The organism is Pseudomonas helmanticensis (assembly GCF_900182985.1).
Taxonomy (GTDB): Bacteria; Pseudomonadota; Gammaproteobacteria; order Pseudomonadales; family Pseudomonadaceae; genus Aquipseudomonas; species Aquipseudomonas helmanticensis.
Genome location: NZ_FXUY01000002.1, coordinates 238,593 through 264,003, shown reverse-complemented (window position 1 = coordinate 264,003; position 25,411 = coordinate 238,593). Strand labels below are relative to the sequence as shown.

General features: G+C 61.1%; 22 protein-coding genes. 17 read left to right on the top strand and 5 right to left on the bottom strand.

Going from position 1 to position 25,411, the window contains the following annotated elements; translation table 11 throughout:
- Positions 1-38 precede the first annotated feature (38 nt).
- The 12 genes from nrdR to QOL84_RS23795 all read left to right on the top strand — a co-directional run bounded on the left by nrdR (position 39) and on the right by QOL84_RS23795 (position 9,005).
- Entirely contained in the window at positions 39-503 is a 465-nt protein-coding gene (nrdR, locus tag QOL84_RS23850; RefSeq protein WP_007910946.1) for a transcriptional regulator NrdR, read from the top strand.
- Positions 500-1,633: a bifunctional diaminohydroxyphosphoribosylaminopyrimidine deaminase/5-amino-6-(5-phosphoribosylamino)uracil reductase RibD gene (ribD, locus tag QOL84_RS23845; protein WP_283438821.1), complete on the top strand. Its 1,134-nt coding sequence runs from the start codon at positions 500-502 to the stop codon at positions 1,631-1,633. The genes nrdR and ribD overlap by 4 nt, the downstream gene beginning before the upstream one ends.
- Before the next feature lie 47 nt (positions 1,634-1,680).
- A complete protein-coding gene (locus QOL84_RS23840) occupies positions 1,681-2,346 on the top strand; it encodes a riboflavin synthase (protein WP_283438820.1) in 666 nt (221 codons plus the stop codon).
- Between the two features lie 31 nt (positions 2,347-2,377).
- Complete coding sequence (gene ribBA / locus QOL84_RS23835) at positions 2,378-3,469, top strand: bifunctional 3,4-dihydroxy-2-butanone-4-phosphate synthase/GTP cyclohydrolase II (RefSeq protein WP_129395702.1); 1,092 nt, start codon at positions 2,378-2,380, stop codon at positions 3,467-3,469.
- A gap of 232 nt (positions 3,470-3,701) precedes the next feature.
- Complete coding sequence (gene ribH, locus QOL84_RS23830; protein WP_003228649.1) at positions 3,702-4,178, top strand: 6,7-dimethyl-8-ribityllumazine synthase; 477 nt, start codon at positions 3,702-3,704, stop codon at positions 4,176-4,178.
- A complete protein-coding gene (gene nusB / locus QOL84_RS23825) occupies positions 4,175-4,675 on the top strand; it encodes a transcription antitermination factor NusB (protein ID WP_016984114.1) in 501 nt (166 codons plus the stop codon). The genes ribH and nusB overlap by 4 nt, the downstream gene beginning before the upstream one ends.
- 27 nt (positions 4,676-4,702) lie before the next feature.
- Positions 4,703-5,668 (top strand): thiamine-phosphate kinase, encoded by a 966-nt coding sequence (thiL, locus tag QOL84_RS23820; RefSeq protein WP_283438819.1) that lies wholly within the window; start codon positions 4,703-4,705, stop codon positions 5,666-5,668.
- Entirely contained in the window at positions 5,665-6,168 is a 504-nt protein-coding gene (locus tag QOL84_RS23815) for a phosphatidylglycerophosphatase A family protein (protein WP_127651238.1), read from the top strand. The genes thiL and QOL84_RS23815 overlap by 4 nt, the downstream gene beginning before the upstream one ends.
- A gap of 37 nt (positions 6,169-6,205) precedes the next feature.
- A complete protein-coding gene (locus tag QOL84_RS23810; protein WP_283438818.1) occupies positions 6,206-6,949 on the top strand; it encodes a substrate-binding periplasmic protein in 744 nt (247 codons plus the stop codon).
- A 222-nt stretch (positions 6,950-7,171) separates the two neighbouring features.
- On the top strand, positions 7,172-7,789 hold the full coding sequence (gene ribA / locus QOL84_RS23805) for a GTP cyclohydrolase II (RefSeq protein WP_008081835.1): 618 nt from the start codon (positions 7,172-7,174) through the stop codon (positions 7,787-7,789).
- Positions 7,786-8,205 carry an MFS transporter gene (locus QOL84_RS23800; protein WP_283438817.1) on the top strand — a complete coding sequence of 140 codons (420 nt, stop codon included), beginning with the start codon at positions 7,786-7,788 and terminating at the stop codon, positions 8,203-8,205. The genes ribA and QOL84_RS23800 overlap by 4 nt, the downstream gene beginning before the upstream one ends.
- Positions 8,205-9,005 carry a cobalamin-binding protein gene (locus tag QOL84_RS23795; RefSeq protein WP_283438816.1) on the top strand — a complete coding sequence of 267 codons (801 nt, stop codon included), beginning with the start codon at positions 8,205-8,207 and terminating at the stop codon, positions 9,003-9,005. The genes QOL84_RS23800 and QOL84_RS23795 overlap by 1 nt, the downstream gene beginning before the upstream one ends.
- A 97-nt stretch (positions 9,006-9,102) precedes the next feature.
- Here QOL84_RS23795 and QOL84_RS23790 read toward each other — a convergent pair whose 3' ends face one another.
- The 5 genes from QOL84_RS23790 to QOL84_RS23770 form a co-directional block, all read right to left on the bottom strand.
- Positions 9,103-10,989 carry a TonB-dependent receptor domain-containing protein gene (locus tag QOL84_RS23790; protein WP_283438815.1) on the bottom strand — a complete coding sequence of 629 codons (1,887 nt, stop codon included), beginning with the start codon at positions 10,987-10,989 and terminating at the stop codon, positions 9,103-9,105.
- 142 nt (positions 10,990-11,131) lie between these two features.
- Positions 11,132-13,030: a 1-deoxy-D-xylulose-5-phosphate synthase gene (dxs, locus tag QOL84_RS23785; RefSeq protein WP_283438814.1), complete on the bottom strand. Its 1,899-nt coding sequence runs from the start codon at positions 13,028-13,030 to the stop codon at positions 11,132-11,134.
- A gap of 91 nt (positions 13,031-13,121) precedes the next feature.
- Positions 13,122-14,009, bottom strand: a complete 888-nt coding sequence (ispA, locus tag QOL84_RS23780; protein ID WP_283438813.1) for a (2E,6E)-farnesyl diphosphate synthase — start codon at positions 14,007-14,009, stop codon at positions 13,122-13,124.
- Positions 14,006-14,248: an exodeoxyribonuclease VII small subunit gene (locus QOL84_RS23775; protein ID WP_003228627.1), complete on the bottom strand. Its 243-nt coding sequence runs from the start codon at positions 14,246-14,248 to the stop codon at positions 14,006-14,008. Before QOL84_RS23775 ends, ispA begins: the two co-directional genes overlap by 4 nt.
- A gap of 383 nt (positions 14,249-14,631) precedes the next feature.
- Positions 14,632-15,765 carry a Fic family protein gene (locus QOL84_RS23770; protein ID WP_283438812.1) on the bottom strand — a complete coding sequence of 378 codons (1,134 nt, stop codon included), beginning with the start codon at positions 15,763-15,765 and terminating at the stop codon, positions 14,632-14,634.
- Between the two features lie 276 nt (positions 15,766-16,041).
- Here QOL84_RS23770 and QOL84_RS23765 point away from each other — a divergent pair, with 276 nt between their 5' ends.
- Genes QOL84_RS23765 through QOL84_RS23745 form a run of 5 tightly spaced genes read left to right on the top strand, consistent with a single transcriptional unit; the run spans position 16,042 to position 25,409 of the window.
- Positions 16,042-16,833, top strand: coding sequence for a YfaP family protein (locus QOL84_RS23765; RefSeq protein WP_283438811.1), 792 nt, complete (start codon positions 16,042-16,044; stop codon positions 16,831-16,833).
- 36 nt (positions 16,834-16,869) lie between these two features.
- Positions 16,870-18,582, top strand: coding sequence for a DUF2138 domain-containing protein (locus QOL84_RS23760; protein ID WP_283438810.1), 1,713 nt, complete (start codon positions 16,870-16,872; stop codon positions 18,580-18,582).
- A complete protein-coding gene (locus tag QOL84_RS23755) occupies positions 18,567-19,217 on the top strand; it encodes a DUF1175 domain-containing protein (protein ID WP_129395691.1) in 651 nt (216 codons plus the stop codon). Before QOL84_RS23760 ends, QOL84_RS23755 begins: the two co-directional genes overlap by 16 nt.
- The gene (locus tag QOL84_RS23750; RefSeq protein WP_283438809.1) at positions 19,214-23,788 is read left to right on the top strand and encodes an alpha-2-macroglobulin family protein; all 4,575 of its coding nucleotides are present in this window, start codon (positions 19,214-19,216) and stop codon (positions 23,786-23,788) included. Before QOL84_RS23755 ends, QOL84_RS23750 begins: the two co-directional genes overlap by 4 nt.
- 1 nt (position 23,789) lies before the next feature.
- A complete protein-coding gene (locus QOL84_RS23745) occupies positions 23,790-25,409 on the top strand; it encodes a DUF2300 domain-containing protein (protein WP_283438808.1) in 1,620 nt (539 codons plus the stop codon).
- Positions 25,410-25,411 lie beyond the last annotated feature (2 nt).

Genomic DNA, 25,411 nt, shown 5'->3' with positions numbered 1-25,411 from the left:
CGCTACCATGGCCCTCCCTTTTTTTGTTGCCAGCCACCATGCACTGTCCCTTCTGCGGTGCCAACGACACCAAGGTCATCGACTCGCGTCTGGTCGCCGAGGGCGAACAGGTGCGCCGCCGGCGTGAATGCCTGGCCTGCGGCGAACGTTTCACGACGTTCGAGACGGCCGAACTGGTGTTGCCGCGCCTGATCAAAACCGACGGCAGCCGCCAACCGTTCGACGAAGAAAAACTCCGCGCCGGTATGCAACGCGCCCTGGAGAAACGTCCGGTGAGCGTCGAGCGCCTCGAATCCTCTCTGGTTCACATCAAGCACAAGCTGCGCGCCACCGGCGAGCGCGAGGTCAAATCCCTCGTGGTCGGCGAACTGGTCATGGCCGAATTGCAGAAGCTTGATGAAGTCGCCTACATCCGCTTCGCTTCGGTGTACAAGCGCTTCCAGGATCTCAATGAATTTCGCGAAGAAATCGACCGCCTCGCCCGCGAACCGGTGAAAGAATGACCACCACCGCCGAGCAGGCCATCCTCGACGCCCACTTCATGGCGCGTGCGCTGGAACTGGCGCGCAAAGGTCACTACACCACTCATCCCAATCCTCGGGTCGGCTGCGTGGTGGTGCGTGATGGGCAGATTGTCGGCGAAGGCTGGCATGAGCGCGCCGGCGAACCGCACGCCGAAGTCCACGCCCTGCGCGCCGCCGGTGAGCTGGCCCGTGGCGCCACCGCTTACGTGACCCTCGAACCGTGCAGCCACCATGGCCGCACGCCGCCGTGCGCCGATGCGCTGGTGAATGCCGGCGTCAGTCGTGTGGTGGCAGCGATGCGTGATCCGAATCCGCAAGTTGCCGGACGTGGTTTGCAGCGCTTGGCCGATGCCGGCATCGCCACTGAAAGCGGCGTGCTCGAAGCGCAGGCGCGCCAGCTCAATCAAGGCTTCCTGAAACGCATGGAACACGGTTTGCCGTTCGTGCGGGTCAAGTTGGCGATGAGTCTCGACGGTCGTACGGCGATGGAAAACGGCGAGAGCCAATGGATCACCGGCCCGGCCGCACGCTCGGCGGTTCAGCGTTTGCGTGCGCAGGCCAGCGTAGTGCTGACCGGCGCCGACACGGTGCTGGCCGATGGCGCGCGTTTGACTGTGCGTGCTGACGAGTTGGGGCTGGATAGCGAGCAAACCGCGCTGGCCATGAGCCGGCCGCCGCTGCGCGTGCTGATCGACGGGCGTCTGCGCGTGCCGCTGGAGGCACCGTTCTTCAAGGCTGGTCCGGCGTTGGTCGCCACGTGTGTCGCGATCGAAGAGCAATACGCTCACGGCCCTGAATGCCTGATCGTGCCGGGTGATGACGGTCAGGTCGATCTGCGTCAATTGTTGATCGAACTGGCCAATCGCGGCGTCAACGAGGTGCTGGTCGAGGCTGGTCCGCGTCTGGCCGGCGCGTTTGCTCAGCTCGGTCTGGTCGATGAGTTCGTGATTTTCATTGCCGGCAAGTTTCTCGGCTCCACGGCGCGGCCTTTGCTCGATTGGCCGCTGGTCCATATGAAGGATGCCCCGGAGCTGAAAATCACTGAAATTCGCGCCGTTGGCGATGACTGGCGAGTCACTGCCATCCCTGTCCTTTCGGCGAGCGTATAATTCCCGGCCATCGCGTTAGCGCTGGCCTAGTTCTCAAGGAGAACCCCATGTTTACCGGCATCATCGAATCCATCGGCAGTATCCGCGCACTGACCCCAAAGGGCGGTGATGTGCGGGTACACGTCGCAACCGGCAAGCTCGACCTGAGCGACGTCAAACTCGGCGACAGCATCGCGGTCAACGGCGTCTGCCTGACCGCCGTCGAGCTGCCGGGCGACGGTTTCGCAGCTGACGTCAGCCGCGAAACCCTCGACTGCACCGCCATGAACGACCTGAAAAGCGGCAGCCCGGTCAATCTGGAAAAAGCCCTGACCCCGACCACCCGTCTCGGTGGGCATCTGGTCAGCGGCCACGTCGACGGTGTCGGCGAAATCGTTTCGCGCAGCGACAATGCCCGCGCCGTGGAATTTCGCATCCGCGCGCCAAAAGAACTGGCCAAGTACATCGCCCATAAAGGTTCGATCACTGTCGACGGGACCAGCCTGACCGTGAACGCAGTCGATGGCGCTGAATTCATGCTGACGATCATTCCGCACACCCTGAGCGAAACCATCATGGCGTCGTACACGCCAGGTCGCCGGGTGAACCTGGAAGTCGACTTGCTGGCGCGTTATCTGGAGCGTCTGCTCTTGGGTGACAAGGCTGCAGAGCCGGCGTCCGGCGGCACGATCACCGAAAGCTTTCTGGCCCAAAACGGCTACCTCAAATCCTGAAGCTCTAAATTCGAAAGAAGGGGGGTGCCTTGTGGCGCTCAATAGCATCGAAGAACTGGTTGAAGACATCCGCCAAGGCAAGATGGTCATCCTCATGGATGACGAAGACCGCGAGAACGAAGGCGACCTGATCATGGCCGCCGAGTGCTGCAAGGCCGAGCACATCAACTTCATGGCCAAGCACGCCCGTGGCCTGATCTGCATGCCGATGAGCCGCGAGCGCTGCGAAACCCTGAAGTTGCCACTGATGGCACCGCGCAACGGTTCCGGCTTCGGCACCAAGTTCACCGTCTCGATCGAAGCTGCCGAAGGCGTGACCACCGGCATCTCCGCCGCTGACCGTGCGCGCACCGTGCAAGCGGCTGCTGCCAAGGATGCCAAGGCTGAAGACATCGTCAGCCCGGGCCATATCTTCCCGCTGATGGCGCAGGCCGGCGGCACCCTTGCTCGCGCGGGCCACACCGAAGCCGCTTGCGACCTCGCGCGCATGGCCGGTTTCGAGCCGAGCGGCGTGATCTGCGAAGTGATGAACGACGACGGCACCATGTCCCGTCGCGCTGAACTCGAAGAGTTCGCTGCTGAGCACAACATCAAGATCGGCACCATCGCCGACCTGATTCACTACCGGATGATCCACGAACGTACCGTTCAGCGGATTGCCGAGCAGCCACTGGACAGCGAACTGGGCCAATTCAACCTGGTGACCTATCGTGATTCGGTGGAAGGCGACGTGCACATGGCACTGACCCTGGGCACTGTTTGCGCCGAAGAGCCAACGCTGGTTCGCGTGCACAACATGGACCCGCTGCGCGACTTGCTGATGGTCAAGCAACCGGGGCGCTGGAGCCTGCGCGCCGCGATGGCTGCGGTTGCCGAGGCCGGCAGCGGCGTGGTGCTGCTGCTTGGTCATCCGCTCGATGGCGACGTACTGCTGGCGCATATCCGTGAAACCGGCGATCAGCCAGCGCCGAAAAAACCGACCACCTACAGCATCGTCGGTGCCGGTTCGCAGATCCTGCGTGACCTCGGTGTACGCAAAATGCGCTTGATGTCTGCACCAATGAAATTTAATGCGATATCCGGTTTCGATCTGGAAGTTGTAGAATACGTGCCCTCCGAATAATGACCCGCAGATTCGTATTGCTGTTGTACACCCATTGTGGCGAGGGGATTTATCCCCGTTGGACTGCGTAGCAGTCCCAAAATAGGGGCCGCTGCGCAGCCCAACGGGGATAAATCCCCTCGCCACAGGATGTAATCGAACGGCAATGCGGTGTCTGCGATCATGTGTTCGTGGCTAATATCACTGAGGGACGCGTACGAGACGCGTCCCGGCTCTTTAAGAGAACTGACGAATGACCCTGAAGACCATCGAAGGTACCTTCATCGCCCCAAAAGGCCGCTACGCTTTGGTAGTAGGCCGTTTCAACAGCTTCGTGGTTGAAAGCCTGGTCAGCGGTGCAGTTGATGCCCTGGTTCGCCACGGCGTGAGCGAAAGCGACATCACCATCATCCGCGCACCTGGCGCCTTCGAAATCCCGCTGGTTGCGCAGAAAGTCGCCCAGAAAGGCGAGTTCGCAGCCATCATCGCCCTCGGCGCGGTCATTCGTGGCGGTACTCCGCATTTCGAATACGTCGCTGGCGAGTGCACCAAGGGTCTGGCCCAAGTGTCCATGGAGTTCGGCGTGCCGGTCGCTTTCGGCGTCCTGACCGTTGATTCCATCGAGCAAGCCATCGAACGTTCCGGCACCAAGGCCGGTAACAAAGGTGCCGAAGCTGCCCTGTCCGCTCTGGAAATGGTCAGCCTGCTGGCACAGTTGGAGGCCAAGTGATTAGCGACGAAAGCGATCGTTTCAATCCGCGCGAACCGCGTCCAACCGACGCCGGCAAGCCTTCGAAAAGTGAAAAGCGCCGCGCTGCCCGTCAGTTGGCGACGCAAGCGTTGTATCAGCGCCACATGGCCAAGACTTCGCTGAACGAAATCGAAGCGCAGTTTCGCGTCGACAACGATTTCACCTTCGCCGATGCCAGCTACTTTCACGACATCCTGCACGGTGTTCCGGCCAGTCTGACTGAGATCGACACTGCGCTGGCGCCGTGCCTGGACCTGACCATCGAAGAGCTGGACCCGGTTGAACTGTGCGTACTGCGCCTGTCCACCTGGGAGCTGCTCAAGCGCGTCGACGTGCCGTACCGCGTGGTGATCAACGAAGGGATCGAACTGGCGAAAGTCTATGGTTCCACCGACGGTCACAAGTTCGTCAACGGTGTGCTCGACAAGCTGGCCCCGCGTCTGCGTGAAGCTGAAGTGAAGGCGTTCAAGCGCTAACCGGCGCTTGAGTCTTTTGTCTCAGCCATGGGCGAGTTTGAGCTGATCCGCAATTTCTTCGCCGCCGCGCCTTGTGCGCAGGGCGGCGAAGGCGTTGCTCTGGGAATCGGCGACGACTGCGCCTTGCTCGCTGTTCCCTCCGGGGAACAGTTGGCGATTTCTACCGATACGCTGGTGGCCGGTGTGCATTTCGCCGACCCCTGCGATCCGTTTCTGCTCGGTCAGCGCTCGCTGGCCGTCGCGGTCAGCGATCTGGCCGCCATGGGCGCCACGCCCGTTGCCTTTACCCTTGCCCTGACTGTACCGACGGTGACCGCCGATTGGTTGCAAGCCTATGCCCGCGGTTTGAACCGTATGGCGCAGAGTTGCGGCGTTGCCTTGGTCGGCGGCGATACCACGCGCGGACCGTTGAGCCTGACGGTCACCGTGTTCGGTCGCGTGCCTGCCGGTCAGGCGTTGACCCGCAGCGGCGCACAACCGGGTGACTTGCTGTGTGTCGGCGGTGAGCTGGGCAATGCTGCCGGCGCGCTGCCGCTGGTGCTCGGTCAACGTGATGCTGAAGCGCATATCGCGCAACCGCTGCTCGATCATTACTGGTCGCCACAACCGCAACTCGCTCTCGGTCAGGCCCTGCGTGGCAAAGCAACCTCGGCGCTGGACATCTCCGATGGCCTGCTCGCCGACTGTGGCCACATCGCACTGGCGTCGAAGGTGCGGCTCGAGATTGAACGCGAGCGCGTACCGCTGTCGGATGCTTTAGTGGCGTTTCTCGGCCAGCGTGGTGCCGAGCGCGCGGCGTTGAGCGGTGGCGATGATTACGTACTGGCGTTCTCGCTACCGTCCGTCGAGTTGCCGACGCTGCTGGCCAATGGCTGGCCGATCCATGTGATCGGTCGCGTCGCAGAAGGGCTGGGCGTAGTCTTGCTGGATCGAGAAGGGCACGACATCACCCCGCAAATCCGGGGCTATCAACATTTTCAGGAGACACCGTGACAGATCACCCGAAACAGGTTCCGGCCGAATTCGTTCCGCCGTCGGTCTGGCGCAATCCCTGGCATTTCCTCGCGTTCGGCTTTGGTTCCGGCACCTTGCCGAAAGCGCCGGGCACGTGGGGCTCGTTAGTTGCGCTACCCTTTATTCCGTTGTGGCAGATGTTGCCCGACTGGGGTTACTGGCTGATGCTCGGGATCACCATGCTGTTCGGCTTCTGGCTGTGCGGCAAAGTCGCCGACGATCTGCGGGTACACGACCACGAAGGCATCGTCTGGGACGAAATGGTCGGGATGTGGATCACCCTGTGGCTGGTGCCGGAAGGCTGGTACTGGTTGCTCGCGGGTTTCCTGATGTTCCGCTTCTTCGACATTCTCAAGCCGTGGCCGATCCGCTGGATCGACCGGCATGTCCACGGCGGCGTCGGGATCATGCTCGACGACGTGCTGGCCGGCGTATTTGCCTGGCTGGCCATGCAAGGGCTGGTGTGGGTTTTCGCCTGATCCAAGGGGTGATCAGGTTCAAGCAAGGGGACTAGGGATGGCTGGACGCTGGTTGGCGCTGGTAGTTTTTGTGTTGCTGAGCACTGTTGCCAGTGCGCAGGACGCTGCGCCGACGCCTGCGGTCATCCATCTGGCCAGCGAAGACTGGGAAGACTACACCGCTGCCGACGGCCATGGCCTCGGTTGGGATGTGCTGCGCAAGGTGTTCGAACCTGCCGGGGTGAAGCTGGAAATCCGCACGGTGCCGTACACCCGTTCGGTCGGGCTGGTGCAATTGAAGGAAGTCGACGCGCTGGTCGGTTCCTACCGCGATGAAGCCGAGCAAGTGCTGTACCCGCACTGGAATTTCGATTCCGATCACATCTACGCGCTGGGCCTGGCGAGCAATCCTGCACCCAGCCAGGCAACGCTGGGCAAATACCGACTGGCCTGGGTGCGTGGCTATCGCTACGAAAACTACCTGCCGAACATCAAGCGCTACAACCAGATCGAGCGGCGTACCGGCATTCTGTTGATGCTCAAGCAGGGGCGCGCGGATTACTACATCGATGCGTTGACCGAGATTGAAGCGGTGATGAAAACCGCGGGCGATCCGGCCCAGTATCGCTATTCGCATCTGGCCGAGCTGCCGTTGTTCCTCGGTTTCGCTGATACCCCGCAGGCGCGTGCGCTGATGGCACTGTATGACCAGCGCATGGAGCAACTGGTGAAAAGCGGTGAGCTGAAGCCGATCTTCGAGAAGTGGAAACAGCCGTATCCCTTCACCACCAATCCCCTGTAGGAGCTGCGGCACGCTGCGATCTTTTGATCTTGATTGTAAAAACCAGATCAAAAGATCGCAGCCTCGTTTCACTCGTCAGCTCCTACAGGAATCCATGTTGTCCGGGCAGTTATCAAACTTTTTGATCGTTATGCCCGATAATTCAGCCTAAGCGTCTGTAGGAACCTGCTGTTACAATGCCCGCCTGCGAATTTTCAGACTCTTTAGATCAGGAGCACACCGGTGCCTGTCGTCTTTGTCGCCGCTTCCAAGCTGCCAACACCTTTTGCGCAATTCACCATGCACGGTTTTCTCGATGAAGCCACCGGCCGCGAGCACGTGGTGCTGAGCTTGGGTGAATTCGCCGACGGCGCCCCGGTTCTCGGCCGATTGCACTCCGAATGCCTGACCGGCGATGCCCTGTTCAGCCAGCGCTGCGACTGCGGCTCGCAACTGGAAGGCGCACTCAAGGCGATCGCTCGTGAAGGCCGAGGCGTGTTGCTGTACCTGCGTCAGGAAGGTCGCGGCATCGGTCTGTTGAACAAGATCCGTGCTTACGAGCTGCAAGACGGCGGTGCCGACACCGTTGAAGCCAACGAACGTCTGGGCTTCGCCGCCGACCAGCGTGACTACGCCATGTGCCTGCCGATGCTTGAGCATCTGGGCGTGAAATCCCTGCGCCTGATGACCAACAACCCGCGCAAGGTCAAAGCCTTGACCGACATGGGCATTACGGTCGCCGAGCGTGTGCCGCTGCACACTGGCCACAATCCGCACAACAAACTCTACCTGGCAACCAAGGCCAGCAAGCTCGACCACATGATGGGCAACGAGCACCAGGGCGAGGTAGATCGCGCGTGACTCGCGGTCAGGTGCGGCGCCGGTTGTCAGTTGATTGGTGGAAATACCTCGCACTGGCGCTGCTGCCGCTGTTCGTGCTCAACGCCTTGTTCGGTCAGGGCGAAGGGCTTCTGCCGGTTCTGGCGATGCCGTTATTCATTGCCGGTGTGGCGTCGATGTTTGTCAGCCTGAAGTTTTTCGGCCGCTACAAACATGCGTTGATCGCCACACAAAAAGCCCTCGATACCCCGGATGAACCGGCAGCGTGGATTGCTCTCGCAGCACGTCGCCGCACAGCTTTTCTCGCGGCTGCATTGCCGGCATGGATCGGCGCACTGGCGGTGTTTGTCGGTCTCGAAGCCGTGCCGCTGATGCTGCTGGCACTGTCCACGGCGGTGCTGTTCTACCTCTATCGTATTCCGCGTCAACTCGGCTGATGCGCCGTCTGTGGCTGGCGCTTCTGCTGCTGGCCGTCAGCGCGCCGGCGCTGGCTGCATTGCGCGTGGTCAGCCTCGCACCGTCCCTTTCCGAAATCGTCGTTGAGCTGGATTCGGCCGACCTGCTGGTCGGTGTGCTGGATGCCGGGGAGCGGCCTGCTGAAATCGCCAACGTGGCGTCAGTCGGCCGCTACGGCCAGCTCGACATGGAGCAACTGCTGAGTCTCAAGCCCGATTTGTTGTTGCTCTGGCCCGGTAGCGTCGGCCCGGCGCAGCGTGATCAGCTCAAGCGCCTGGGCATCCCGACCTTTGTCGCTGAACCGCACTCCTTTGAACAACTCTCTGCACAGATTGAAGCCATTGCCACGCAATTGGGCCGGCCCGAGCGAGGGCTGAAACTGGCGGCTGACCTGCGACAAAAACTCGCCGAGCTGCGCCAGCGCTATCACCGCGATGCGCCGTTGCGGGTGTTTTATCAGGTATGGGACAAGCCGCTGTACACCGTCGGTGGCGGGCAGATCATCAGTGATGCACTTGAGGTGTGCGGGGCGCGGAATGTGTTTGGCGACCTGACCTTGCCTGCACCGCAAGTCAGCATCGAATCAGTGTTGCAACGTGATCCCGAAGTCATTCTGGCCAGCGACCAGTCCCAGCTCAACGCCTGGAAAAACTGGCCGCAGGTCGCCGCTGTAAAGCGGGAAAACTTGCTACTGATCACCGACAAAGGCCTCGAACGCCCAAGCGGCCAAATGATCGATGCCACCGCCAAACTCTGCCAACTCATCCAGCCCCACCGATAACTCCTGTAGGAGCTGGCGAAGGCTGCGATCTTTTGACTTTTCTTTGTGGCTGAGTCGGGATTGCCGAAGATCAAAAGATCGCAGCCTGCGGCAGCTCCTACAGGGTGTCGGGGGTCCAGGTGACGCCGAACATCCACGTCCGGCCTTCCTCGCGATAACCATACTGGCTGCCGTCGTAGCTGTAGTTCGCGCGGCTGTAAGCCTTGTCCAAGAGGTTGTCCACTTTCAGATCCAGCTTGATCTCACGGTTCAGCGCCCAACTGCTGCGCAAGCCGAACAGCGCATAACCGCCCAATGGCTGCTGGTTGTTGAGGTCGTCATAGCTGCTGCTCACCGCCTGCCAACTGGCGCCGAGGTTGAGCTGGTCAAACTGGCGATCGAGATCCCAGCTCAACGTGCGCCGTGCACGTCGGGCCAGCGTATGTCCGGTGTCTCGATCGCGTGGGTCGATAATCGCCACGCCGAGGTTGCTCTGCCAGCCGAACAGCTCCTGCTTCAGCGCCGCTTCAAAGCCGTTGATTCGTGCGGAAGCGACGTTCTCCGGACGTGAATTGCTGCCGAAGATGATCGCGTCTTCCAGATCTGTGCGGTAAATCGAGGCTTCCAGACGGCTGCTGTCGGTCAACTGGCTGCGCCATTGCAGCTCATAGCTTTTCGAGGTTTCCGGTTTCAGGTCCGGGTTGCTGAAATCCGGGTAGTAGAGGTCATTGAAAGTCGGGGCGCGGAAACCTTCGCTGTAGCTCAGCAACAGATCGTTGTCCGGATTCAGCGGCAGGGTGAACGTGCCGCTCCAGGTGTTCTGGCTGCCGAACTGCTGATTGTCGTCATGGCGCAGACCCAGTTCCGTGGAGAAACTGTCGGCCTGATAACGATGCTGAATGAAGGCAGCGCGGTTCCAGCGGCTGTCTTCGTCAAACGCGGTGCTGCTGTTGACCCGGTCTTCGTACCAGTCGCCGCCAAGGATCAGGCTGTTACGTGCATCCAGGGTCAGATCGTTTTGCCAGTTCAGCGAATCGCGGTAGGTGTTGAACACCGTGCGTTCGTCGCTGAGCTTGTCGAGGGTCTTTTCGCGGTTCTCGGTGTGGCCGAATTCGACGCGGGTTTTCCAGATATCGTTGACCCGCGCATCGACGTAACTGCTGACGCTGCTGACGTCGAAATCGCTGTAGGGCTGCTGTTGCACTGACTCGAAAGTGTTGGTGTCAAAGCGGCCGAACGGGTTGTCGAACTCGCTCTTGCCACGGTTATCCAGCAGATTGGCGCCGACTTCGATGTCATCGGTCAGCGCGTGGCTGAGGCTCAGGCTGACGGACTTGTTGCGGTAGGCGTCGTGGTCGCTGTCGCTCGGATACGACTCGTGGGTGCGATCGATCCCGGCGGTTTCATCGAGGCTGGCGCCAAGATTGAAACGGGTTTTTTCATCGCCACCGGACACGCCGAGGCTGCGCTCCCAGGTCTGGTTGCTGCCGAAGCCGACGTGCAGCCGTGGCTGCAAACCCTGCTCGACGCCGCGCCGGGTGAAAATCTGAATCACCCCGCCAATGGCGTCGCTGCCATAAATCACCGAACGCGAACCGCGCAGCACTTCCACGCGTTCGATCTGCTCGATGTTCAGGTGCTGCAGATTGCTGTCGCCGGAGGTCGAGCTGCCGATGCGCTGACCGTCGACCAACACCAGGCTCTGCGCTGACTGCGTACCGCGAATGTACACGCCGGGCAGGCTGCCGCGCCCACCGGTCTGCGCCACTTGCACGCCGGGCACGCGCCGCAGCAGGTCCGGCACGTCGCTCGGTTGCAGACGGTCGATGTCTTCGCGGGTGAACACGGTGTTGGCGGCGCTGCTGTCGTTGCGCGCTTCAACCTGACGGTTGGCGGAGATCAGCACATCCGGCAGCTTCAGCGCCTGATCACGTTCAAACGTGTCGGCTAAAGCGTTGGCAGTTGGCAGCAGCAGAAAGGGCAGGGCAAGGCGCGAAAAATTCATGGCAATCCATGGTCTGTGCAAAACCCTGTAGGAGCTGCCGAAGGCTGCGATCTTTTGATTTTGCTTTTTTGGAAGGTCTGGAGCCGCCGAGAAGCAGGATCAAAAGATCGCAGCCTTCGGCAGCTCCTACAGGGGGGAACGCTTAGCGGTCGAGTACGGCCAGACGCTCGCGAATCGATGCTTCGATCCCGGCCTCGTCCAGCCCGCACTCGGCCAGCATCTGCGCAGGCTTGGCGTGCTCGACGTAGACGTCCGGCAAGCCCAGATGCAGCATCGACTTGAGGATGTTCTCGCGCGCGAGGAACTCGCTGACCGCGCCACCGGCGCCGCCCATGATCGCGTTCTCTTCGATGGTCACCAGCAACTCATGGCTGCCGGCAATCTCGCGCACCAGCGCTTCATCCAGTGGTTTGACGAAACGCATGTCGACCACAGTGGCATCGAGCTTCTCGGCGACTTTCAGCGCTTCGGCCAGTTGCACACCGAACACCAGCAGAGCGACTTTGCTGCCTTGGCGACGGACGATGCCCTTGCCGATTTCGATTGGCTGCAAGTCTTTCTCGATGGTTGCGTTCGGGCCGTTGCCGCGTGGATAACGCACTGCCGCCGGGCCGTTGTAGAGGTGGCCGGTGGTGAGCATTTTGCGCAGTTCGTTTTCATCGCTCGGGGTCATGATGACCATGCCCGGGATGCAACGCAGGTACGACAGATCGAAGCTGCCAGCGTGGGTCGGGCCGTCTTCGCCGACCAGACCGGCACGGTCGATAGCGAACAGCACGTCGAGGTTCTGCACCGCGACGTCATGCACCAGTTGGTCGTAACCACGCTGCAGGAACGTCGAATAGATCGCCACTACTGGTTTCGCGCCTTCGCAAGCCATGCCGGCAGCGAACGTCACCGCGTGTTGCTCGGCGATCGCCACGTCGAAGTAGCGCAGCGGGAAACGTTCGCTGAATGCGACCAGATCCGAGCCTTCCTTCATCGCCGGGGTGATCCCGACCAAGCGTGGGTCAGCAGCGGCCATGTCGCACAGCCATTCACCGAACACTGCCGAATACTTCGGCCCGCCAGCTTTCTTCGGCGCAGCGGCCGGAGCGTCCAGTGGTTCCAGTTTGGTGATGGCGTGGTAACCGATCGGGTCGACTTCCGCCGGGGCGAAACCCTTGCCTTTCTTGGTGACGATGTGCAGGAACTGCGGGCCTTTGAGGTCACGCATGTTGCGCAGCGTCGCGATCAGGGTCGGCAGGTCATGGCCGTCGATCGGGCCGATGTAGTTCCAGCCCAGCTCTTCGAACAGCGTGCCGGGAACCAGCATGCCCTTTGCGTATTCTTCGGTACGACGGGCGATTTCCCAGGCGCCGGGCAGGCGCGACAGGACCTTTTTGCTGCCTTCACGCATGCTCGCGTAGGTGCGGCTGGAAAGGATCTTCGCCAGATAATTGGACAGGCCGCCGACATTGCGCGAGATCGACATGTCGTTGTCGTTGAGGATCACCAGCATGTTGGCGTTCACTTCCGGCGCGTGGTTCAGCGCCTCGAAAGCCATGCCGGCGGTCAACGCACCGTCGCCGATCACGGCGATTGCCTTGCGATCACTGTTCTGCAGGCGGGCGGCAATGGCCATGCCCAGCGCGGCGCTGATCGAGGTGCTGGAGTGGCCGACGCCAAAGGTGTCGTACTCGCTCTCGGCGCGACGCGGGAAAGCGGCAATGCCGTCCTTCTGGCGCAGCGTGCCCATGCGCTCGCGGCGACCGGTGAGGATCTTGTGCGGATACGCCTGATGCCCGACGTCCCACAGCAGACGGTCGTCCGGCGTGTCGAAGACGTAATGCAGCGCGATGGTCAGCTCGATCACGCCCAGGCCGGCACCGAAATGCCCACCGGTCTGACCGACCGTGTAGAGCAATTCCAGGCGCAACTCATCGGCCAGGGTTTCCAGCTCGGCTTCGCCTAACCGGCGCAGGCCGTCCGGCGTATTCGCGCGGTCGAGCAGGGGCGTGGTCGGGCGCTTGCGGGGAATCTCATGAAACGTCGTGGGCATCAGGCGAATCGTTATAGGTATAGAAGATGCGGCAGTTTACCTGATGCATCGCCCCCTGCCCACGCGTTGGTCTTTTTTGGCGGATTCGCCGTCAGCTGCGGCGCTCGACGATATACCGTGCCAGCTCGCGCAAGGGCTCGGCTGCCGCGTCAAACGGTCGCAGGGCATGCAGGGCCTGATCGCGCAGTTCCAGCGCGTAGGCTTTGGCGGCGTCGAGACCAAGCAGGGCCGGGTAGGTCGGCTTGTCCCGGGCAATGTCGGCGCCCTGGCGTTTACCGAGGGTTTCGGTATCGCTTTCGACGTCGAGGATGTCGTCCTGCACCTGAAAGGCCAGACCGATGGCCTGTGCATAAGTCTGCAGGGCGCGGAGTTCATCCTGCTCGACACGGCCGCTGGCCAGAGCGCCGAGTTTGACGCTGACTTCGATCAGCGCGCCGGTCTTGTGCCGGTGCATCTGTTCGAGGGCTCGTTGATCGAGCTTGAGGCCGACCGAACCGAGGTCGATGGCCTGACCGCCGACCATGCCCGCCGGGCCTGCGGCGTGAGCCAGCGCGGTGACCATTTGCAGGCGGATGTCGCTGCTGCAATCGCTCAGGCGCGGATCGAGCAGGGCGCTGAACGCCAGACTCTGCAACCCGTCGCCGGCAAGAATCGCGCAAGCTTCGTCGAATTTTTTGTGGGTGGTCGGCTGGCCGCGGCGCAGATCGTCGTCGTCCATCGCCGGCAAATCGTCGTGCACCAGCGAATAAGCGTGGATCAACTCGACTGCGCAGGCGGCGCCGTTGGCTTGCTCAGCCTTGCCACCGAGCGCTTCGCACGCCGCGTAGGCCAGCAGCGGTCGCACGCGTTTGCCGCCGTTCATCACGCTGTAGCGCATGGCTTCGTAAAGCCGCGCCAGCTCCGGCAGCGGCGCATTGAACAGGGTTTCCAGCGCTGCGTTGACCCGGGTCTGGCTGCTCGCCGTATACGCCGCAATCATTCTGGCTGTTCCGCGTCGAAGGGTTCCTCGGCGAGTTCGCCATCGCGCTCCAGCAGCACTTGCACCTTCTGCTCGGCTTGCGCCAGCGCTGCCTGGCAGTCACGGGTCAGACCGATGCCCTGCTCGAAAGCGGTCAGCGAGTCTTCCAGCGACAATTCACCGTTCTCCAGACGCTCGACCAATGTTTGCAGGTCGGCGAGGGACTGTTCGAAATCCAGTGCAGCTTTTTTGCGGGCCATGGCGGCGATTTCCGGTTGACGTTAAACCGGCGCGACACTAGCAGATAGGGGGGTTGTGGGCAAATGAGCAGGGCGATGCGCGCCAGAACAAATGATCCTTTGTGCAGGATAAAGATCCCCTATGAATGAAAAGATCCCTTGTGCAGAGCAAAGATCTGGGCTGAATACAAAGATCCCTTGAGAGAACAAATCCCATGTGAAAACAAAGATCCAATGTGAAAACAAAGATCCAATGTGGCGAGGGGATTTATCCCCGTTCGGCTGCGCAGCAGTCGTAATCAATGCTGACTCGGTAGACCTGAAAATAGGTGCTCGTAGCTTTTGGGGCTGCTGCGCAGCCCAACGGGGATAAATCCCCTCGCCACAGGTGGGCATTGTCAGTGCTAATCCGGATAACGAATTTGATAGCGCGTGCTCCGACCACCTCCCGGTAAGCGTTGCAGGCAGCCTTTCTCCAGCAACTCCGCGAGGTGGCGGGTCGCTGTGGCCTTCGACACTTTCGCCACTGCTTGATATTGCCCGGCACTGATGCCGTGCTCAAAGCCCCGCTCGCCGCCGTCGAGCAGGCGATTGAGCACTTTGACCTGCTCCGCCGAAAGTTCGGACTCGCGGTGTGCCTGCCAGAAACGCGTCTTGCCCAGCACGCTTTCAATCCGGGTGATGGCTTCTTGCAGACTACGTAGCAACGTTTGCAAAAACCATGTGAGCCACTCTGTGATATCCAGTGTGGCTTTCTGGCTTGACTCCAGAATCCGATAGTAGCCGGAACGATCATCCAGAATGCTCGCCGACATGGCGTAGAAACGGATGGCTTGCGCTTCGCCCTGTGCCAGCGCCAGATCAGTGATGGTGCGGGTCAGGCGACCGTTGCCATCGTCAAACGGATGCAAAGTGACAAACCAGAAATGGGCGATGCCCGCGCGTAGCATCGGGTCCAGTGCTGTCTGATGCTGGCTGGCCTCGAACCATTGGAGAAATGGGTCGAGCTGCTGCTCAAGACCTTGGCGAGGTGGCGCCTCGAAATGAACCGTTGGACGATCAATGCGACCCGATACCACCTGCATTGGCTCATCACCGCGCAGCGCACCCACATGCATTGAGCGCGCAGTAAGGCCGGCTTCTTGATCGGGAAACAGCCATTGGTGCCATTCCAGCAGGCGTTCCAGCGTCAACGGTTCGGCAAATCGACGGGTGGCATCAAGCATGAGCTGCGCCAGACCTTCACTGCGTTGACTGACTTTATAGCCGTCGATCAACTCCAGGCCCAAACGTCGCGCCAAGGACGACCGTACGGAGCCAACATTCAGTTGCTCACCTTCGATGGCCGAAGACGTCACGATATTCTGCAAAAGGGCATCCAGTTCGGTCTGAGCCCCCAAAGAATCGCCTACTGAACCGGCCATACCCATCAACTGACCTTGTGCCTGTACACACTCGCGCAACAACGGTGCCAGGCGTTCTGCCTGCCAGTTGAAGTCGGGCCAGTCGGGCTGTTGCCAGATCCAGTGAGCTGCCATTTATACCTGCCGTGAGTCCGTGAGCCGAATAGAAAAGCTATTCGGCTCATTTTGTGAGCCGAATATGACGCCTATTCGGCTCACCGTCCACCGGGTTGGCTGGATTCCTACAGCAAAAGCACATGTATCCGATTGTTAAAAAACCACCGAATGGCTAATCTTCGCGCCTTCTACGACCCGATAGTCACGGGTCTTTCAGACGAAACGCAGTTTCACCGCTGTGAAGTACCGAGGATCGGGTGCAAGGTTTCGTTCAGGCATGGCAGGAGGCATTACATGCGTTCATTTTTTTGGCTGCTGATCGGCTTGGCCTGCGCGCCCGCGCTTTCGGCCGCGCCGAGCGCTGAACTGTCGGAACCGGTGGGCGGCTGGCGTTATCACGGCCTGCTCGATCGCACGGAAAATCCGCAAGTCGCCTACCCGACGCCGCCGATCGATCGCGGCATCCAGCGCAATCGCACGATGATCCAGGGCCAGCTCAAAGCCATCGGCCATATGCGCCCGCCGCACAGCCTCGCCGTGAATGGCAATCCACTGAATCTGTACACCGACGACCAAGGCCGTTTCGCCCGGCCGTACGCGTTCGGCGCCGGCTCCAACAGTGTCGAGGTGATCAGCGCCGAAGGCCAGTCGCTGAAACGCGTGCAATTTTATGAAGCAAATAACTTGCGCACGCCGGCGCGGATTCGTCTTGTCTTGGGATGGGACGATCCGAAGGCCGAACTCGATCTGCACATTGTCACGCCCGACGGTCAGCATGCCTTTTGGGCGCAGCCGGCGCTGAGCAATGGCGGTGGTCTCGACCCGGATGGTGTCGATGGCCCCGGCCCGGAAATGTTCACCATGACCGCGCCGCTGCATGGCACCTATCTGGTTTACGTCAACTATTGGGGCAACTTCGGCAACGGCGGCTATAACTTCGAGGAGACCAGCAATCAGAACGAGGTGATCACCTCGCAAATCACGCTGGTGCTCAACGAAAACACCGTCAACGAAAAACGCGAAACGTTCATCGTGCCCCTGCGGGCGATCGGTGATCTGCTGCTGGTCAAGACTTTCAACTATTAAGCATCCCGCCACGGATGAAATCGGGTTTTGTTAACGATGAGTGATAACACTGTGACTCCAGCTGCCGAAACGCCAGCGACTCCACCTTCCCGCAAATGGCCGTTGCTGCTGGTCGGGCTGTGCCTGGTGGCCGGGGTGGCGGGCGGTCTTGGCTGGTTTTTGCACAAGCCCAAAGCGCCGCCGGCGGAACTGGCCAGTGACAAGCTTGGCTTGAGCCGACCGGATGCCTTGCTGGAAACCCGCTCCTTGAGCCAGTTGCCCAAGGATCTGCTGACGGTGCCGTTCCTCAAAGCCACGCTTACCGAAGATTTCGTCTTCTATTACGAGACCCATGCCGATCGTCTCGGCTTGATCGGCAGCCTGCGCCGGATCATCTACGAGCATGACCTGAAACTGCAGGACAGCCTGATCGAACAGCTTTTCGACCAACCGGCCGATGTCGCACTGTGGCGCGGGGCTGACGGTCGCTTGAAGGATTTTCTGTTGGTGATGGATCGCGGCGGGTTGGCCAAATTGCTTGAGCCATTGGCGAAGGTTGCGCTGGATGACACGCAGCTTAGCCAAATGGCGGAACTCAAGGTCGGTGGCGACACGGTGCCGTTGTACCAGCTGACCTACAACGCCAGCAAAGCCCTGTTGTTCGCCTCTCATGGTGACAAGTTGGTGGTGCTGTCCAATCCCGCCAAATATTACGACCCTGAAAGTGGCGCCTCCGAAGAGTCCGGTCATGTCTCCCCGCAAGCGCTGGCGGCGCTGCTCAACGGCGAAAAACTCTTTCCTGAAGCGTTCGGTCTGCCGGCGAAAACACCGGAAACCAAACAGCGTCTGTCGGTGAATTCCAGCGTCCTCGCCATGGGTTATCAGCGCTTCATCCCGAACTTCGCCGGGCTGCGTTTTGACATGGACGACAAGGGCTGGCACAGCTATCTCGCCATGGACGAACTGGAAAACCAACCCGACTTCGATTTCAAACCGGTCTGGCAAGCCATGCCGCTCGGCGCCAGTGCTTGCGTAACCCTGCCCGTGGCTGCCGAGCCGCAAAAGCCATTGCTGGTGAAACTCGGCGCCGAAGAAGCCGTGGCGCAAACCCTCACCGAACACGTGGCCGGCGCGGCGGGCCTGTGCTGGTACGCCGATTCGCGTTTGTACACGCCGCTATTGGTGGCTAGCCTTAAAGATGAGGACAGCAGCAAACTCGACGGCGACCTCGGTAAATTGTTCGGCTCGATGGTCGGAGCGTTCGAAGCCAATGTCGACGAAAACGTCTTCCCGGTGGTCGAGAAACAAGAAGGCCAGAACCACGTCTGGCAGCGTCAGGTCAGCTCCAACTTCGGCCCGTATGCGGCGAAGACTGCCGAGAACCCGGACGCGATTTCCGGCAAGGCGTTCATGAAAGTCAGCCTCGCCCGTCACGGCTCGACGCTGCTGTTTTCCCTCGACGACAAACTCGTCGACAAAGCCCTCGGCACCCTCGACAAGCGCTTCCCGCCAATGGCCGACGTGCTGCCCAAAGATGTGCTGATGCCAATCTACTTCGGCCCGGATTCGATGGCGCAGTTGATGCAGCAGGAAACCCTCGACAGCCTGCCGCAGGACATGGAACCGGTGTTCTACAACGCCGCGCAAACCTACCTGATCCCGAAACTGCACACTCTCAGCGGCTACGGCAAATACGCGCTGACCCTGCCTGAAGGCAGCGAGCCCGACGGCCACTGGCAGTGGTTGCCGCTGGAATGGAAAGCGCTGTGACCGCACTGATCCGCAGCCTCGGCCTGCTCGCGCTGTTGCTCAGTGCGGGTGCCCGCGCCGTCGAAGCACCGGCGCTGGACCCTGCGCAATCCCAGGTGTTTCGCGCCTGGTTCGTGCGCATCGCCCAGGAGCAACTGAGCCAGGGTCCGAGCCCGCGCTGGTATCAGCAGGATTGTGCCGGGCTGGTGCGCTTTGCCGCCAACGAAGCATTGAAAGTCCACGACGACAAATGGCTGCGCAGCAATGGTCTGTCCAACCGCTATTTGCCGCCGGAATTGTCGCTCAGCGATGACCAACGCAAGCTCGCCCAGCAATGGCAGCAGGGCGGCGGCAAGGTTGGGCCGTACGTCAATGCGATCAAACTGATTCAGTTCAACAGCCATCTGGTCAGCCGCGACGTGTCGCAGGCGCGGCCCGGTGACTTGATGTTTTTCGATCAGGGCGACGACCAGCACCTGATGATCTGGATGGGCCGCTACATCGCCTATCACACCGGCACCACCACCCCGACTGACAACGGCATGCGTTCGGCAAGCCTGCAGCAACTCATGACATGGAAGGACACCCGATGGATACCCGACGCAGCCAACCCCAACTTCATCGGCGTCTATCGACTGAACTTTCTCTCCCAATGACCGGTGCCCGCATGTTGCGACTCTGTTCCCGAATTCCTTTGCTGCTGGCGCTGTTGCTGCCAATGGCCACCGTCAGCGCCGAAGATTCGGTCGAGCCGAGCGGCTATACGCCGGTGTCTGGTGAAAGCTTTTTCCTCCTGGCCGACAGCAGTTTCGCCAGCGACGAACAGGCAATGGTGCGCCTCGAAGCGCCGGGCCGTGATTACCGTCGTTTCCGTATGGAACCGTATGGCGGCGCCGACATTCGTGTGTACCGCATCGACAAGCCGCTGGATTTCCTCAAGCGCCAGAAGAACCTGCACCGCGTGGTCAGCGACGGCCAGTTCAAGGGCGAAGGTCTGTCCAACACCCTCGCGTACCTGTGGGACAACTGGTACCGCAAATCCCGTCGGGTGATGCAGCGCGCGTTCTCTTATGAGTCGCGCAAACAAGTCACCGAGGAAGTGCCGGAACTGAAGATGGGCAACGCCATCGCCGCACCGACACCGTACGACGCGCAGCCGCAATTTGCGCTGATTCCGGGTCTGCCGGTGGTCAGCCAGTTCCGTTATCCGTTGTGGCAGGCCAAGCCGATTGAGCCTCCGGCCGGGGTCAATCTGGCCGGTTCTTCCAGCGACTTCGTCAGCGTTGCGCCGGGCAACGTTTACATTCCGCTGGGCAATCTGAAACCGGGTCTGTATCTGGTCGAAGCGCTGATCGGCAAGTACCGCGCGACCACCATGGTGTTCGTCTCCAACACAGTCGCGGTGAGCAAGATTGCCGGCGATGAATTGCTGGTCTGGGCTGCGCGCAAACACGAAGGCAGTTCGGTGCCGAAGGTCAATGTGCTGTGGACCGATGGTCTCGGCGTGATGAGCAGCGGCGCGACTGATGCCGACGGTTTGCTGCGGCTGAAACACGTCAGCCCTGAACGTTCGTTTGTGATCGGCGAGGACGAAGAGGGCGGCGTGTTCGTCTCGGAAAATTTCTACTACGACAGCGAAATCTACGACACCAAACTGTATGCCTTCACCGACCGGCCGCTGTATCGCCCGGGTGATTGGGTGTCGCTGAAAATCGTTGGCCGCGAGTTCAAGAATGCGCGGGATTCAGTGTTGCCGGGGGCGGCGGACGTTAACGTCAGCGTGCTGGATGCGACGGGTACCGAGTTGCAACACCTTGATCTGAAACTGGATTCGAAGGCCGGCACTCAGGGCCGCTTCCAGTTGCCGGACAACGCGGTGGCGGGCGGTTACGAGATTCGTTTCAACTATAAGGATCAGGCCTACAGCAGCGCGTTCCGCGTGGCGGAATACATCAAGCCGCACTTCGAGATTTCGCTGAATCTGGCCAAACAGGATTACCGCACCGGCGAGCCGGTGAAGGGCAGTCTGCTGTTGCTCTACCCGGACGGCAAACCGGTGGCCAACGCCAAGCTGACCCTGAGTTTGCGCGCCCAGCAATTGTCGATGGTCGACAATGAACTGCAATACCTCGGGCAATTTCCGGTGGAGCTGACCAGCACCGAACTGACCACCGACAGCAAAGGCAACGCGACCCTCGATCTGCCGGCCGCCGACAAACCGAGCCGTTACATGCTCACCGTGTTTGCCAGCGATGGCGCGGCGTATCGGGTCAAGACCACCAAGGAAATCCTCATCGACCGTGGCGCCGCAAGCTTCCGCTTGAGCGCGCCGCAACGCTTCAGTGCGGTCGGCGACAAGGTTGCGTTCAGCTACGCCAACGAGGGCGGCACCGAGCAAAGCAAAGCGGTGACGCCGAGCACGTATGGCTGGGTGCGCTTGGAAGACCAGAGCACCGGCGAAGGCAAACTCGCAGCGACGGATAAGGGCTTCAGTCTCGCTTTCGAACGTCCGGGCACTTACAACCTGACCTTGAAAGACCAGCACGGTCGCGTCCTTGGCGCCACCGGGCACTCGGTCACTGGCGACGGTGTGAAAGCGGTGCCGGGCACCGTGGAAATCATCCTCGACAAGCCTGAGTACAAGGCAGGCGATGAAGCGCTGGCGCTGATCACTTTCCCGGAACCGGTCAGTGATGCTCTGCTGTCGCTGGAGCGCGACAAGGTCGAAGCCACCGCGCTGCTGGCCAAAGGCGGCGACTGGCTGAAACTGGAAAAACTCAGCGACACTCAATACCGCGTGCGCATCCCGGTGAAAGACAACTTCGCACCGAACCTGACCTTCTCGGTGCTGTACACCAAGGGCGGGCAGTACAGCTTCCAGAACGCCGGGATCAAGGTTGTCGCGCCGCAAATCGACGTAGCAATCAGCACTGACAAAGCGGTGTATCTGCCGGGCGACACGGTCACGGTTGACCTGACCACGCAGTTCGCCGGCAAAGCAGTCCCGGCGCACCTGACCGTCAGCGTCGTCGACGAAATGGTCTATGCGCTGCAACCGGAAGTGGCGCCGACCATCGACCAGTTCTTCTATCACCCGCGCCGTAACAACGTGCGCACCAGCGCCAGTCTGTCGTTCATCAGTTACGACGTCGCGTTGCCGGGCAGCCCCGGCGCACCGGGCAAAGCCAACCGCAGCGAACGTGGGGTAAAAGTGCTGGAGCGTCCGCGTCGTGAAGACGTCGACACCGCCGCGTGGCAGCCGGAGTTGTTGACCGGTGCCGACGGCAAAACCCGCTTCACCTTCAAGATGCCGGACTCGCTGACCCGCTGGCGCATCACCGCCCGCGCCATCGCCGATGACGGTCAGGTCGGGCAGAAGAAGCAGTTCGTGCGTTCGGAAAAACCGCTGTACCTGAAGTGGAGCGGCCCAAGCAAATTCCGCAAAGGCGATCAGCCGCAACTCGGTGTGTTCGCCTTCAGTCAGGCCGAGAAACCGGTGAAAGCTGAACTGGTCACCCACTACGCTGGCGCCGAGCAGCGACTGCCGGTGACCCTGAACAACCGCATCAATTACCTGCCGCTGCCGGCATTCGCCTTGGCTTCTGGCGAGTGGACGGCCGAACTGGTACAGGACGGTAAAACCGCCGACTCCCTCGCCGTGCGCCTGAGTGCGACCGGTGATGGTTGGCAAGTGACGCAGACGCAAAACCTCGATGTCGCCAGCGGCGATATCGCGCTGAGTCTGCCGGCAGATGCTACGGATATTCGCCTGCGCCTGGATGACAGTCCGCAAGCGTTGTTCCGCTCGGCACTCGATGATCTGCTCAGCTATCCATATGGCGGCGTCGAGCAGACGGCCAGCCGTCTGTTGCCGTTGAGCATTGCTTATCCATCGCTGGCGTCGAACCCGCAGATCCGCGATCGCTTGCGCCTGATCATGCAGAACAGCCGTTTGCGCCTGGTGCAAATGGCCGGGCCATCGGCGAGCTTCACCTGGTGGGGTTACGACGGTGAGCCAGATGCGTTCCTCACCGCTTACGCCTACTACGCCGACTTCAATGCCAGCCAAGTGCTGGAGCTGAGCTTGCCGCCGGAACACTGGCAGCGCGTGCTGGAGGTTTACGCCAAGCAAGCGCCGAACACACCGTTGCTGCAACGGGCGTTGATTCTGTCGTTCGCCAAGCAGATGCATCTGCCGGTGAACACGCTGCTCAGTGGTTTGATGGACGATCTGGCCAAGGCTGGTGAAGGCAACGCCGAGACACTGATGGACGATGGTCAGGACAGTCTGGTAATGAGCGATCCGGATTCGGCGCTCGGTCTGGCAGCGGCGCGGGTGCTGACCGCTTCGTTGGCCACGCAGTCGAAAGTGGCCTTGCCGGAAGCGTTCAATCGTCAGGTGACTGCTGCGCAACAGCGTCTGTCGGTCAGTTCGCAGCCGTTTGCCGAAGCGCTGAACCTGTCGCTGCAACCGTTCGATCAGGCACGTGCGCAAGCGCTGCTGCAACGACTGTTGCCGCAGCAATCGACCTTGGAACGTGCGCTGGCGCTGACCTGGCTGCAACGCAGCATCGCCCAGGCTTCGCCGACCATCGCCCTGACGCCGGGTGAAGGCTGGAAGAAAAACTACGGTGCCAGCGGCGAGATGTACTGGACCTGGCAAGGCGTCACGCCAGTGCCGAGTGTGCTGACCGTGTCGGGCACGCAAGAACGTCCGCTGCGTGCGGCGCTGAGCTTCCAGACTCAGCAACCACCGGTCGATCCGATGGCCGTGACCATCACCCGTCGCCTGTCGCGACTGGTGCCGGGCGATGAAGCATTCACGTTCAAACTGGAGCCGGTCGGGAGCAAACCGCTGTCCAGCGACAGCCTGTATCTGGACGAAGTGATCCTCACCAGCAAAGCGCCGAAACCGCTGCGCTACGGCATGCTTGAAGTGCCGCTGCCACCGGGCGCCGATGTCGAGCGCACAACGTGGGGCATCAAGTTGCAGGGCAAGGACGGCACCGAGCCGACGGCGCTGGAGAAGGCGCGTTTCGAACCGGGCCAGTTGGCCTACGCCGTGCCGGTCGATGCCCTGAGCGGCGAATTGCGCTTGCGCCATCTGGTGCGCTTCTCGCAGAAAGGCCAGTTCAACCTGCCGCCGGTGCGCTTCACCCAGGTGTACGCGCCGCAGCATCAGGCCCAGGAAGCGAAAGCCGCCCTTGGTCAGGTCACGGTCAACTGACATGAGCCGGCCGCTGCTGTGGCTGCTGATGTGTGTGATTCCTGCGCTGGCGACGGCGCAGGATGAGCCGTTGCGCGTGGCCTATAAGGGCGAGTTGTTGTCGCTGAATCAGACACAACTGATCGCCCGTGAACCGTTACCGTCTTCGCTGGATACGCCGCTGGGCAGCCTGTGGAAGTTGTTCGTTTACGCATGGCTGATGGATACCGGCGCGCGGGAACCGGCGTATGAATGTCGCGGGCAATCGAAGGAAGAGGTTTATTGCTGCGCGGCGGGCGGCAGGATCGAGCGTGATCAGGCGCTGGTGAAATCCTGCGGTTTGTATTTCGAACCCGCGCGGTTGGGCATTGCGGCGGCGGATTGGCGAACGTATTGGCAGGCGCGACAGGCGCCGTTGTGGCTGCTGGATTTGCCTTCGGTGCAACCGGCGCAACGCGTCTCCGTGGTCGAGTTGCTGAAAGTCTTGGCCACTTTGCCGGCGCAGGATCAGGCGCGTCGAGTGCTGCTCGATGTGGTGCTGAACGCGGCTGACGGCAATGTTGTCGGTGAACTGGGCGGGCGTCTGCGGGTGAAAACCTGGAGTTGGCTCGGCGATCAGGATGCGCAATCGCGGCAAGGTGGATTTGCCGGTTGGACGGCGGATGGCTCGCCGGTCTGGGCAGGCGGGCGTGGCACCAGTCAGATGGTTTTGCGCCATTACGGTCAGGCACTGGCGACTGTATTGCCAGCGGCATGGCCGGCGGAAGCGGGGCGTTGTGTTGAAGTCGGGTTGTTCTCGCGCTATCCGGTTACGCGGGTTTTGACTGGCGAGCGGGTGGCTACTTCCGGCCCGTTGCAGGGCGACTATCGCGTCGAATTCGCCAACGGTAATGCGCTGGATATCCACAGCGACGGCGAACTTTTTCTGCTCAACGACAAACTCGTCGCAAGGCTGGATCGCGAAGAGTACGTCGCCCGAGTGCTGGAGCGCGAAGCCAAACCTGAACCCGCCGAAGCGGCCAAAGCCCTCGCCGTAGCGATTCGCACGTATTTGCTGCAAAACGCCACGCGCAACGGCGATTGCCTGAGCATCGACGACAGCAGCACTCGGCAACGCGTCGCACCGCGCCCGGCCTCTGCCGCATCTCGCGACATCGCTGCATGGACGGCAGACCTGGTATTGGCCGGCAGCGCCGTCACCTATCACTCCGATCAACCCGGCCCGGACAAACTCGCCTGGCAGCACGCCGTCGAGCAAGCCAATGCCGGCCAGCGCTACGACGCGATTCTGCTGCACGCCTATCCGCGCGCCAGCCTCAGCCGTTGGGACAACCCGGTGGCTTCCTGCGAAGCGCTGCCCGCCGCGCAAGACTGGCTGCAAAAACAACGTCGCGGCTGGCGCCCGAAGCTGGAAAGCGAAACCGGCTACAACGAAGTCAGCACATTCGCCGTGTGCAAACTCGCCTTCGGCCGGCCCTTCGTCGACCGCGAACGCCAACGCATCTACGTGCGCGGCGTACTGAGCCTGCAGGATCGCCTCGACCTGACCCACGAATATCTGCACCTGGCCTTTGAAGCACACCCCAACGGCCAGGATGAAACCTACATCGAAGGGCTTGCCCGTCACCTTTTGCTGGAATAGAC